At 40.7% G+C, this 11,225-nt stretch carries 15 protein-coding genes; 8 read left to right on the top strand and 7 right to left on the bottom strand.

The window, feature by feature from the left end:
• Positions 1-80 precede the first annotated feature (80 nt).
• The 8 genes from WA338_RS01575 to WA338_RS01540 all read left to right on the top strand — a co-directional run bounded on the left by WA338_RS01575 (position 81) and on the right by WA338_RS01540 (position 6,108).
• A complete protein-coding gene (locus WA338_RS01575; protein ID WP_272987010.1) occupies positions 81-623 on the top strand; it encodes a 30S ribosomal protein S16 in 543 nt (180 codons plus the stop codon).
• Between the two features lie 11 nt (positions 624-634).
• A complete protein-coding gene (gene rimM, locus WA338_RS01570) occupies positions 635-1,159 on the top strand; it encodes a ribosome maturation factor RimM (RefSeq protein WP_272987012.1) in 525 nt (174 codons plus the stop codon).
• Between the two features lie 41 nt (positions 1,160-1,200).
• The gene (locus tag WA338_RS01565) at positions 1,201-1,470 is read left to right on the top strand and encodes a hypothetical protein (protein ID WP_272987014.1); all 270 of its coding nucleotides are present in this window, start codon (positions 1,201-1,203) and stop codon (positions 1,468-1,470) included.
• A gap of 130 nt (positions 1,471-1,600) precedes the next feature.
• A complete protein-coding gene (locus tag WA338_RS01560; protein WP_272987015.1) occupies positions 1,601-2,269 on the top strand; it encodes a tRNA1(Val) (adenine(37)-N6)-methyltransferase in 669 nt (222 codons plus the stop codon).
• A 134-nt stretch (positions 2,270-2,403) separates the two neighbouring features.
• Positions 2,404-3,582, top strand: coding sequence for an acyl-CoA dehydrogenase family protein (locus tag WA338_RS01555; protein WP_272987017.1), 1,179 nt, complete (start codon positions 2,404-2,406; stop codon positions 3,580-3,582).
• 77 nt (positions 3,583-3,659) lie between these two features.
• The gene (locus tag WA338_RS01550; protein ID WP_272987019.1) at positions 3,660-4,436 is read left to right on the top strand and encodes a DUF3050 domain-containing protein; all 777 of its coding nucleotides are present in this window, start codon (positions 3,660-3,662) and stop codon (positions 4,434-4,436) included.
• Between the two features lie 43 nt (positions 4,437-4,479).
• The gene (locus tag WA338_RS01545; protein WP_009778628.1) at positions 4,480-5,376 is read left to right on the top strand and encodes a metallophosphoesterase family protein; all 897 of its coding nucleotides are present in this window, start codon (positions 4,480-4,482) and stop codon (positions 5,374-5,376) included.
• Positions 5,377-5,379: 3 nt separating this feature from the next.
• Complete coding sequence (locus WA338_RS01540; protein WP_009778627.1) at positions 5,380-6,108, top strand: SGNH/GDSL hydrolase family protein; 729 nt, start codon at positions 5,380-5,382, stop codon at positions 6,106-6,108.
• 116 nt (positions 6,109-6,224) lie between these two features.
• Here WA338_RS01540 and WA338_RS01535 read toward each other — a convergent pair whose 3' ends face one another.
• The 7 genes from WA338_RS01535 to trmB all read right to left on the bottom strand — a co-directional run bounded on the left by WA338_RS01535 (position 6,225) and on the right by trmB (position 10,937).
• A complete protein-coding gene (locus WA338_RS01535) occupies positions 6,225-6,545 on the bottom strand; it encodes a 2Fe-2S iron-sulfur cluster-binding protein (protein WP_009778626.1) in 321 nt (106 codons plus the stop codon).
• A gap of 81 nt (positions 6,546-6,626) precedes the next feature.
• Positions 6,627-7,532: a hydroxypyruvate isomerase family protein gene (locus WA338_RS01530; protein ID WP_336091747.1), complete on the bottom strand. Its 906-nt coding sequence runs from the start codon at positions 7,530-7,532 to the stop codon at positions 6,627-6,629.
• Between the two features lie 226 nt (positions 7,533-7,758).
• The gene (locus tag WA338_RS01525) at positions 7,759-8,001 is read right to left on the bottom strand and encodes a NifU family protein (protein ID WP_009778624.1); all 243 of its coding nucleotides are present in this window, start codon (positions 7,999-8,001) and stop codon (positions 7,759-7,761) included.
• A gap of 3 nt (positions 8,002-8,004) precedes the next feature.
• Positions 8,005-9,141 carry an Mrp/NBP35 family ATP-binding protein gene (locus tag WA338_RS01520; protein ID WP_273016872.1) on the bottom strand — a complete coding sequence of 379 codons (1,137 nt, stop codon included), beginning with the start codon at positions 9,139-9,141 and terminating at the stop codon, positions 8,005-8,007.
• 136 nt (positions 9,142-9,277) lie between these two features.
• The gene (locus WA338_RS01515; RefSeq protein ID WP_009778622.1) at positions 9,278-9,637 is read right to left on the bottom strand and encodes an MGMT family protein; all 360 of its coding nucleotides are present in this window, start codon (positions 9,635-9,637) and stop codon (positions 9,278-9,280) included.
• Positions 9,624-10,256, bottom strand: coding sequence for a LysE family translocator (locus WA338_RS01510; RefSeq protein ID WP_009778621.1), 633 nt, complete (start codon positions 10,254-10,256; stop codon positions 9,624-9,626). Before WA338_RS01510 ends, WA338_RS01515 begins: the two co-directional genes overlap by 14 nt.
• Before the next feature lie 6 nt (positions 10,257-10,262).
• Positions 10,263-10,937: a tRNA (guanosine(46)-N7)-methyltransferase TrmB gene (trmB, locus tag WA338_RS01505; RefSeq protein ID WP_009778620.1), complete on the bottom strand. Its 675-nt coding sequence runs from the start codon at positions 10,935-10,937 to the stop codon at positions 10,263-10,265.
• Between the last annotated feature and the right edge of the window lie 288 nt (positions 10,938-11,225).

Genomic DNA, 11,225 nt, shown 5'->3' with positions numbered 1-11,225 from the left:
AAGCTACTTAGAATGTCTTCATTTTAAGATAGTTATTTATAAATTATAACCGGGGTCGGGTACCCCAAAAATTAATTTTTATGCCAGTAAAAATCAGATTACAGAGACACGGTAAAAAAGGAAAACCTTTTTACTGGGTTGTAGCGGCAGATGCACGCGCAAAACGTGATGGTAAATTCTTAGCAAAATTAGGAGTTTACAATCCTACCAAAAATCCTGCGACTATTGATATAGACGTAGATTCTTCAGTAAAATGGTTGCAGAACGGGGCTCAGCCTACAGAAACTGCAAAACGTTTACTTTCTTACACAGGTGTTTTACTTAAAAATCACTTGGCTGGTGGTGTGCGTAAAGGTGCATTAACCGAAGAGCAAGCAGAAGAAAAATTCAATGCTTGGGCTGAAGAAAAAGCTTCTAAAGTTGAAGCTAAAAAAGAAGGTCTTACTAAGGCTGAGGAAAAAGCACGTCAAGAGGCTTTAGCTGCAGAAAAAGCAGTTAACGAAGCTCGTATTGCAGCTGCTCAACCTGAAGAAGAAGTAGCTGAAGAGGCTGCTCCTGAAGCAGAAGCTACTACCGAAGAAGCTCCTGCTGCTGAAGAAAGCAACGAAGAAGAGGCTAAGTAAATCTTATCACGATGCGCAAAGAAGAATGTTTCTATCTGGGCAAAATCGTGCGAAAATTTAGCTTTAAGGGCGAGTTACTAGCAAAGCTAGACACAGACGAACCCGAAATGTATGAAGAATTGGAATCAGTATTTGTCGAATTTAACGGCAATCTGGTTCCTTTTTTTATACAATCGTGCCAACTGCACAAGTCTACTTTATTACGCATAGATTTTGAAGATGTCAATACCGAAGAAGATGCAGAAGACCTTGTAAATGCTGAGCTCTATCTACCGCTTTCTATGCTTCCGGAACTCGAAGGCAATAAATTTTATTACCACGAGATCATTGGCTTTAAAGTAAACGACATTTATTTTGGCGAAGTAGGCACCATCACAGGGGTAAATGACAACACTGCACAAGCCCTTTTTGAAATTGACCACAACGGTAAAGAAGTGCTTATCCCAATAAATGACGACTTCATCAAAAAAGTAGACCGAAGCTCTAAAACCATTACTCTAGATACGCCCGAAGGACTTATCGCAATATATCTGTAACGTTTCCTAAATTCTGGTACTTATACTAAAAGTACTTCGACATGAATGGAAGTTTAGATCAGTTTAAAGCAACTTTACAAAGACGACGCGAACGCTCCGAAAAACATAGCGGACATCGCAAAAATCTTTCTGACTATAAAACGCGTGATTCTGGTTTTAAATTTGATTCTAAAAAATTAAAGCCCTCCGAATTGAAAAAATTCCGCGAGACTTTAAAAATTCAAAAGCAAAATCACCTCTTAAAGCAATGGGCAATTTTTATAGCTTGTTGCATTGTTGTTATCCTTATCGTTATCATATTTAATCTCTAAATTCGTTTCACAAAAAATGCGTGAGAGATAGTAGCAAAAGCCTACATTCTAATACTAAGTTTTAAGAAACCTTACTTTGTCAAAACCTTTCAAATTCAAACAATTTACCGTCAAGCAAGATCGCTGCGCGATGAAAATTGGTACCGATGGTGTTTTGCTAGGCGCTTGGACACCTGTAGCTCAAAATCCGTTTTCGATACTTGATATTGGCACCGGAACCGGAGTAATTGCATTGATGCTGGCACAACGCTGCGATGCAGAACTTGTAGACGCGCTAGAGCTTGATGAAGATGCCTATGAGCAAGCTGCAGAAAATTTTGAAGCCTCACCTTGGGGTGATCGCCTGTTTTGTTATCACGCACACTTGTATGAATTTGCAACTGAAATAGAAGACACCTACGACTTAATCACCTGTAATCCTCCATTCTTTGAAGGAAACGCTCAACAAGCAGAGCAGCAAGGTTCAGCCCGCGAACAGGCACGTTTTGAAGAATCTATGCCATTTGAACTGCTTGTAGCTTCGGTAAATCAATTACTCAATCCTGACGGAATATTCAGTGTAGTTATTCCTTTTAATCGTGAGCAAGAATTTATTGATCTCGCTGCACGTGGCAATTTATTTCCGCAGAAAATAACCCGCGTTAAAGGAAACGCTCAGGTCGAAGCAAAACGCTCCTTGCTGCTTTTCAGCAGAACACAAACCATTCCGCAAAAAGACGAATTGATTATTGAAATTTCACGTCACCACTACACCGAAGCCTATCAGGAATTGGTTAAAGATTTTTATTTAAAAATGTAAGCTGCCCTATGCTATTGAAAATTTAAAAGAATTTTTTCTGATGCTTTAGCAAAATGCTAAATTTAGAGGATTGCAAAACACAATCTTTAACGCATTAATAATTCAGCAGTTCTCTGTTTTTCAATAAGCACCTTATGAAACCCGATCTTTTTGAAGCTCCCGATTATTACAACCTTGATGATCTTTTAACCGAAGAGCACAAACTCGTGCGAAGCGCTGCTCGTGATTGGGTAAAACGCGATGTTTCTCCTATCATCGAGGAAGCGGCTCAAAAAGCTGAATTCCCAAAGGAAATCATCAAAGGACTTGCTGAAATTGGTGCTTTTGGCCCGTATATTCCTGAAGAATATGGTGGCGCCGGCTTAGATCAAATAAGCTACGGACTCATCATGCAGGAAATCGAGCGTGGTGATAGTGGCGTGCGTTCTACAGCTTCGGTACAGTCGTCGCTGGTAATGTATCCTATTTTTAAATTTGGTACCGAAGCGCAACGAAAAAAGTACTTACCCAAACTTGCCAGCGGTGAATTTATGGGGTGTTTTGGCCTTACGGAACCTGACCACGGTTCCAATCCCGGCGGGATGGTAACCCATTTTAAAGATAAGGGCGATCATTATCTTTTGAACGGAGCAAAAATGTGGATCTCAAATGCTCCGTTTGCAAATATTGCTGTGGTATGGGCTAAAGATGAAAACGGAAGAATACACGGTTTGATCGTCGAGCGCGGGATGGAAGGTTTTTCTACGCCTACCACACACAACAAATGGTCGTTGCGAGCAAGTGCTACCGGCGAGCTTATTTTTGACAATGTGAAAATCCCTAAAGAAAACCTGCTCCCTAATAAATCTGGCCTTGGCGCTCCATTGATGTGTTTAGATTCGGCACGTTTTGGGATCGCTTGGGGTGCTATTGGCGCAGCGATGGATTGCTACGACACGGCACTACGCTATGCAAAAGAGCGAGAACAATTCAACAAACCCATTGGCGCTTTTCAGCTTCAGCAAAAGAAATTAGCAGAAATGATCACCGAGATTACCAAAGCCCAACTGCTCGCCTGGCGTTTGGGAGCGCTTAGAAATGAAGATAAAGCGACTTCAGCCCAAATCTCCATGGCAAAACGAAACAACGTAGAAATGGCGCTAAAAATCGCTCGTGAAGCCAGACAAATTTTAGGCGGGATGGGCATCACCGGCGAGTATAGTATCATGCGCCATATGATGAATTTAGAAAGTGTAGTCACCTACGAAGGTACACACGACATTCATCTACTCATCACCGGTATGGACATTACCGGTCTCAATGCATTTAAATAATAGTGTTATAAGGATTATCAAGGGTTAAAATAGCATAGAGTCAAATTGATTTTTTTAATTTTGCAAAAAATTGTTTGATGATTAAGTATATCAATAAGGCGATCGCTCCCTATCAGGACGAACTTTTAAATCACACCCTTTATAAGAAATTGCGTACCCCGGCTGATTTGCAATCGTTTATGCAACATCACGTTTTTGCCGTTTGGGATTTTATGTCGCTGCTTAAAGCATTGCAATTTGATTTAACCAAAGTTTCTACGCCGTGGTATCCTATCGGAAATCCGGAGATTCGCTACTTGATCAACGAGATCGTACTTGCCGAAGAAACAGACATCAATATGGATGGCAAGCGCCAAAGCCATTTTGAGATGTATCTTGATGCGATGAAAAAATCGGACGCTTCTTTAGAACAGATCAACAGCTTTTTAAACCATATCACGCACGGCACCGACATCTTTCTAGTTATTGCCGTAAGTGACATTCCTGAAAGTGTTAAAGAATTTCTTCGCTTTACTTTTGAGATTATTGCCGAAGGAAAACCACACAAGATCGCTGCTGCTTTTACCTTTGGTCGCGAAGATCTAATCCCGGATATGTTCAGTAAAATTATTGCTGAAATACAGGCGAACTTTCCAAAACAAGACTTGAGTTTATTCAAATACTATTTTGATCGCCATATCGAATTGGATGGTGACGAGCACGGACCGATGGCGCTTAAAATGATCGAAGAGCTCTGCGGGACTGATTCGCTTAAATGGGAAGAAGTTAAGCACACAGCTGTTGAAGCTCTACGCCGACGCATCATTCTTTGGAGCGGAATCGAACAGGAAATTACAGACAAAATTACTGCCTAGCATTTGATTTTAGCTTTAGTTGTATCTTTAGCTAAAAGCAGAAATGTCTTCTACCCACCGTTTTGATCGTGCTTTTGCTAATGCACCGGTAATCCCGTTTTCAGACGAGAGTAAGTTTATCTTGTTTAGCGACTGCCATCGCGGTGATAATAGCGGTGCAGATGATTTTGCAAACAACCGAAATATCTATTTTCACGCGCTGAAGCATTATTACCAAAACGGGTTTACCTATTGCGAACTTGGAGATGGAGATGAACTTTGGGAAAACCTCTCGTTTGATATTCTTTTTGAATCCCATAAAAATGTCTACGGTCTTATGCAACAGTTTTATGCTGAAGGACGCCTGCATTTGATTTGGGGAAATCACGATATGGTTTATAAAAACCAGCATTATGTAGAAAAGCATCTTCATAAATTCTTTGACCGAAAAACAGACAGCGACCAACCTCTTTTTCCGGGAATTAAAGTACACGAAGGAATCATTCTCAAGCACAAAGAAACCAACCAAGAGCTCTTTTTATGTCACGGGCATCAAGCCGACTGGATGAATTATGTAGCCTGGCGTTTTAATCGCTTTATGGTGCGTGTTTTGTGGCGTCCTTTACAAGGAGCAGGAATTTCAGACCCTACGAGTCCGGCGAAGAATTATCAGGAACTCATAAAAGTAGAACGCCGTACAAAAAAATGGATCACGCAACGCAACAATCAGTTTACGATCACGGGGCATACCCACCGGCCAAGATTTCCAGAACCGGGGGATATTGCGTATTTTAATGACGGAAGCTGTGTACACCCGCGCAGCATCACCGGTCTGGAAATTGAAAACGGAGCGATCACCCTCATCAAATGGCAAATTGCCACAACCGATGAAGGCTTTTTAAGAATCATACGCATTCCGCTGGAAGGACCTCAAAAACTAATAGATTATAGAACGAAATAGAACATGCTAAAAACCCTACTTCACCCTTTACGACTCTTACTCATTTTAATAACCTTGGGCTGTGGCACTTCAGATGAAAGTGGTACTATAGTTGAAGAATTTCCAGTAGATCAATCTGAAGCTGATTATTCCTATTTAGCCTTAGGCGACAGTTATACGATCGGAGAAAGCGTTTGCTCAACCTGCAGGTTTCCTATTCAGCTTGAAGAAGCCTTAGCAACACAAACACAAGGTACTATTGAAACCGACATTATCGCCACTACAGGATGGCGCACAGATGACCTTATCAATGCAATAAATAATGAGAATCCTGCTAACACCTACGATTTGGTCACCTTACTCATAGGCGTAAACAATCAATATCAGGGAAGAAGTTTCAGTCAATATGAGACTGAATTCCCTCAATTATTAATGACCGCAATCAATCTTGCTCAAGGAGACAAAGACCGTGTGCTTGTAGTTTCAATACCTGATTATGCCTATACTCCTTTTGGACAAAACAGCGGTAACGCTGAAACAATTTCAGAAGAGATCGATGCGTATAATGCTTATGCCAGAGCAATTTCAGAACAACAAGGCATACGTTTTGTAAACATTACAGACATCACCAGAAGAGGTGTTGCTGAACCTAACCTTGTAGCCTCAGACGGCCTACATCCTTCTGAAGACGCTTATGCCGAGTTTGTAGCGCGCTTGTTACCATTTGCTTTCAATATCTTAAAAAGCGAGTAATAAAACTTTGACTTTATTCAAGCAAACTAGCTCAGAATAATAGATCCTTTGGTGGTGCCAATAAAAACGCCCTTGATCACAAGACCAAGGGCGTTTTTAATGAATCATTTGTTAGCTTAACTCTCTGGTGCCAATTTCACTTCTAACCCGTTAAGGTCTGGAGTAATAGGAATTTGACATCCCAAGCGGCTATTTTCTTCTACGTTAAATGCTTCAGAAAGCATCGCTTCTTCATCATAACTCATCTCATTAAGTTTATGGTCAGAAACTACGTAGCACTGGCAGGAAGCGCACATGGCCATTCCGCCACAGGTTCCTTCAACAGGAAGCTCATACATTTTACAAACTTCCATCAAGTTTAAATTCATATCTGTAGGTGCCTCAAGTGCGTGAGCCACTCCTTCTCGGTCAATAACGGTTATGGTAACATCTTGCATAATTGCTGTATTTGAACCTGCAAAATTAATAAAAATCCAGTTTTCAGAAGCTTAAAATCCTACTGTTTTACTAGGATTATTTTAAACATCACAAATGCGTATGCCTTCTTTTAGGGCAGCGATCTTATCGGGATAGGTAGGAATAAATTCCTGAGCTACAAAACCGGTATAACCCGTGTCTTTGATCGCTCGCATTATCGCAGGATAATTAAGCTCTTGCACTTCGGTAATTTCATTTCGTCCAGGAACTCCGCCGGTATGATAATGCGCAAAATATTGATTATAATCCTGAATGGTGCGTATCACATCACCTTCCATAATTTGCATATGGTAAATATCATACAACAGCTTAAAATGTTCTGAGCCCAAGCGCTCGCAAAGCGCCACACCCCAAGGTGTATTATCGCATTGATAATCGGCGTGATCGATCTTACTGTTAAGCAGTTCCATAATGAGCACGACATTTTTTTCTTCAGCTTGTTTTACGAGAGGCGCCAGACCTTCAGCACAATTAGCCAAACCTTCTTCTTCGCTCAACTCCCTTTTATTTCCAGAAAATACGATCACATTCTTAATTCCCGCTTCACTTGCCTGATCGATAAGCCTAGCATATTTCTCTTGCAACTCTTTATGATTTGCGGGATCATTAAACCCGTTAGTAATACTTGCGAAACTCTCGGTAGCAACGGCACACTCCAAACCGTATTTAGCAGCGGTCTCCCACTCTTCAGGCTTTAATAAGTCAATCCCTTTAAGGCCTAAGTCAGCTGCATCTTTAGCAAACACATCTAACGGAAAGGAGTTGTAACACCAATAGCAAGCAGAATGATTGATATTGCCCTTAAGCGCTTGCTCTTCTTCAGCAGCGACTTGCTCATATTCCTCACTGGTTTCTTTACAACTCAACGCAGAAAGGCCTAAACTGACACCTCCCGTCGTTAATGCAATATTTTTCAATGCGTTTCTACGGCTTTTTGAATGACTCATTATAATAATTATTAAAATAAACAGTTAAATATACTATTTAAATGTAAATCTTACGCTTAAAATATTGGCACTGCCAATGGGTTTAATACTCCGAGAGTTGGGTCGAAATTGAAAATTCAATACCAAACTATGCCTGATGGACCTGCCTGCGATGGTTATACTCAAAAAAAAAAGCTGAACGGGATTTCCGCTCAGCTTTTTTTATAGAATTATTTAAAAGGAAGCTTTACGCTTCTATATTGATCACACGTTCGATTTGTGGTGCGTGTTTTTTGATAGTCATTTCCACACCACTTTTGAGCGTCATTTGATTAACACTGCAGCCCACACAAGCACCTTCTAACTGCACTTTTACAGTAGTACCATCTTCAATACTCAACAAGGCGATATCGCCACCGTCACTTTGCAAAAAAGGACGAATCTCTTCTAAAGCTGCTTCAACTTTGCCTTTTAATTCTGTATCTGTCATAATCTATTTTTTAACGGCGGCACAGCCTGCCATAGTTGTAATCTTAACAGCCTCTGTAGGAGGTAAGTTGTCATTACGTTTTACAAGTTCTTCAACACTATTGCGCGTCATAGTCTCAAACGCTTCAGACAATATGGTGTCATCTTGCAAAGCAGCAGGACGTCCCACATCACCGGCCTCTCGTATACTTTGTACCAAAGGTACTTGCGCTAACAAACGCACATTTAAATCTTCGGCTAAATTACGAGCACCTTCTTTGCCAAATATATAGTATTTATTCTCAGGTAGCTCTTCTGGAGTAAACCAAGCCATATTTTCTACGATTCCTAACACAGGAACGTTGATACTTTCTTGCTGAAACATCGCTACTCCTTTTTTAGCATCGGCTAAAGCCACGTTTTGCGGAGTACTAACCACCACAGCTCCGGTAAGCGGCATCGCTTGTACGATACTCAAGTGAATATCACCGGTTCCCGGAGGAAGGTCTACTAAAAGAAAATCAAGTTCGCCCCAAGCTGCATCAAAGATCATCTGGTTAAGTGCTTTTGACGCCATTGGCCCGCGCCAAACCACAGCTTGATCTGGTTTTGTAAAGAAGCCTATTGATAAAACTTTTACGCCGTAGCTTTCTACCGGTTTCATCTTCTGCTTCCCGTCAACTTTTACTGAAAGCGGTTTCTCATCCTGTACGTCAAACATAATCGGGATAGAAGGCCCGTAAATATCTGCATCAAGAATTCCCACTTTAAAGCCCATTTTCTGAAGGCTCACAGCAAGGTTAGCAGTAATCGTAGATTTACCTACACCTCCCTTACCAGAGGCTACTGCTATAATATTTTGAATTCCCGGAATAGGTTTTCCTTTGATCTCGTTAACCTGTTTTTTCTCGGGTGCATCTACACGTACGTTTACTTTAACCTGCGCCTTTTGATGAACTTCGGCATGAATCGCCTTCATAATCTCAACTTCAGTCTTCTTTTTGGCTTGTAAACTCGGGTTTTTGATCGTGATATCAACGATAACCTCATCTCCAAAAGTCACTACATTTGTTACCGCGCCACTGGTTACCATATCCTCACCTTCTCCCGGCGCACTTATGGTTTTAAGCGCATTAAGTATTGCTTGTTTTTCTAACTTCACGTTGTCTTACTTAGATTGATTCTAAAGGTGCAAATATAGGCTGAAAACTTCAGAACTCGAAAGAGTTATTTGTTATCTACCTATTGAAAATACTGATGTACCCTTCAGGATTTTAACCTTATAATTTCAGTTGAATTTATTGGTCGGTTGAAGCGTCAAAACCTATCATCTCAACCGGGTCCCAAAAATGTTTATCAAAATCTTGAAGCTTGTCTTCTACAACTGTATGCCCTTCACTCTCGAGCAGTTGCTGCATTAAATGTGTTCCGGGAAAATGATGTTTTCCTGTTAAAAGTCCGTTACGATTAAGCACTCTATGCGCCGGCACATCTTCCATCTCAGAAGCGCCATTCATCGCATAACCCACCATACGCGCACTTCGAGGAGCTCCTAAACATTTGGCAATAGCGCCATACGAAGTGACCTTTCCGTAAGGGATCTGCCGAGCAACGGCATATACTTTTTGAAAGAAATTAAGCGTTTCAGGTTTTGGCATAAAGCATACGTATAAGCGTGAGAATTACCAATACGATCATCAGCGCAGCCATAAAATAATTAGAATACTTGGCAAAATTGCGCGGTTCATTTTGAATTCGGTTAAAACCTACCACATAAAGATACAATGCTGTGAAGGTTCCTGAAGCTGCTGCAAGCGTGAACAAACCTATTTCTAACCAACCATTATTATTAACACTGGTAATATTGAACGCCGCACTCAACGCACAGAAATATGGAATAGGCAACACATTAATCACTGCTACAAAAACACCTTTTGCAAAACTGCGACGACCACTATGCTTAGGGATTTTAACCTCTTTGACCTTGTTCTTTTTAGCAGCGATGAAGAAATAGACCGCCAGTATCCCAAAGATCACAATACCCGTGCGCAACAACGTATTTCTAACCACAGGATGACTAAAAATATAACGCGCCAATAACACCGCAACAAAAGCCTGTAACAAAACAACGATCGAAGCTCCTATCGCAACAAGCACTCCATTACGCATCCCGCGATGTACACAGGTTTTTGCTACAGACATATTTACCAAACCCGGTGGCAATACCCCAAGGAACGCAGCAAAATAGGTGATAAAGAAGAGCTTTGTTATTTCCAAAAGTACTTAGTTGATCTTGAATTTTATATAGGTAATGGGTTTCCCTTTTTCAAGATACTGTTTTTCATAAAAAGTCTGAATACCAACCACTTCCTGTGGCGCCTCGTGATTGATATAAATATTATGATGCGCATATAAGATCTCGTGCCCTAAACCTTCTAAAAGGCCCAAAGTATACCCGTGCATATACTCACTGTCGGTTTTTAAATGCATCAGACCATCAGGCTTTAAAATAGCTTTATAGCGTGCTAAAAACTCCGGATTGGTCATACGATGCTTGGTACGCTTATATTTGATCTGAGGATCGGGAAACGTGATCCAGATCTCAGAGATTTCATTTTCGGCAAAAGCTTTATCAACCAGCTCTATCTGGGTACGTAGAAAACCTGCGTTGGAAATACCTTCTTCTAAAGCGGTTTTAGCTCCACGCCAAAAACGAGCTCCTTTAATGTCTATGCCCAGAAAGTTCTTTTCAGGAAACCGCTGTGCCAACCCCACAGTGTATTCTCCTTTGCCACAACCCAGCTCAAGAACGATAGGCTTATCATTTTTAAAGAAATCCCTATTCCAATTTCCTTTTAACGGAAATTCCTGATCGGTCAATTCTTCCCGCTTCGGCTGAATGACATTGCTAAAAGTTTCGTTTTCGCGAAAGCGTTTTAATTTATTTTTACTTCCCAACTGCTGTGTGCTCTTTTTCCTTTTGCGGAGGTTATTGCTGAAGGTATTCTAAAACGAACCTGAATTCAAATACCTTTTAAAAAATCGGCTCAAATATACGGGTACTCTTACAAATGCGCGGCTAATAAATTATCATAATGCAACCTAACATACACATAACATTTCTAAATCCCCGTAAAGCACTACAAAACAGTTATTTAAAAACTTTGATTTAATATACTAAACCGTAATTTTAATAGTTTGATAATCTAGCTGAAACATTTAGTTATCAGGTATGTTACACTTTTG

Source organism: Leeuwenhoekiella sp. CH_XMU1409-2 (assembly GCF_037029365.1).
Classification (GTDB): domain Bacteria; phylum Bacteroidota; class Bacteroidia; order Flavobacteriales; family Flavobacteriaceae; genus Leeuwenhoekiella; species Leeuwenhoekiella blandensis.
This window is presented reverse-complemented; position numbering and strand designations above follow the sequence as displayed.

Bases quoted from the DNA above. Each gene is read 5' to 3' on its own strand.
- WA338_RS01525 (WP_009778624.1), bottom strand. From the start codon at position 8,001: ATGACAGATACAGAATTAAAAGGCAAAGTTGAAGCAGCTTTAGAAGAG.
- WA338_RS01515 (WP_009778622.1), bottom strand. From the start codon at position 9,637: ATGCCAAAACCTGAAACGCTTAATTTCTTTCAAAAAGTATATGCCGTT.
- WA338_RS01555 (WP_272987017.1), top strand. From the start codon at position 2,404: ATGAAACCCGATCTTTTTGAAGCTCCCGATTATTACAACCTTGATGAT.
- WA338_RS01550 (WP_272987019.1), top strand. From the start codon at position 3,660: ATGATTAAGTATATCAATAAGGCGATCGCTCCCTATCAGGACGAACTT.
- WA338_RS01540 (WP_009778627.1), top strand. From the start codon at position 5,380: ATGCTAAAAACCCTACTTCACCCTTTACGACTCTTACTCATTTTAATA.
- WA338_RS01560 (WP_272987015.1), top strand. From the start codon at position 1,601: ATGAAAATTGGTACCGATGGTGTTTTGCTAGGCGCTTGGACACCTGTA.
- WA338_RS01575 (WP_272987010.1), top strand. From the start codon at position 81: ATGCCAGTAAAAATCAGATTACAGAGACACGGTAAAAAAGGAAAACCT.
- WA338_RS01545 (WP_009778628.1), top strand. From the start codon at position 4,480: ATGTCTTCTACCCACCGTTTTGATCGTGCTTTTGCTAATGCACCGGTA.
- WA338_RS01565 (WP_272987014.1), top strand. From the start codon at position 1,201: ATGAATGGAAGTTTAGATCAGTTTAAAGCAACTTTACAAAGACGACGC.
- rimM (WP_272987012.1), top strand. From the start codon at position 635: ATGCGCAAAGAAGAATGTTTCTATCTGGGCAAAATCGTGCGAAAATTT.
- WA338_RS01535 (WP_009778626.1), bottom strand. From the start codon at position 6,545: ATGCAAGATGTTACCATAACCGTTATTGACCGAGAAGGAGTGGCTCAC.
- WA338_RS01530 (WP_336091747.1), bottom strand. From the start codon at position 7,532: ATGAGTCATTCAAAAAGCCGTAGAAACGCATTGAAAAATATTGCATTA.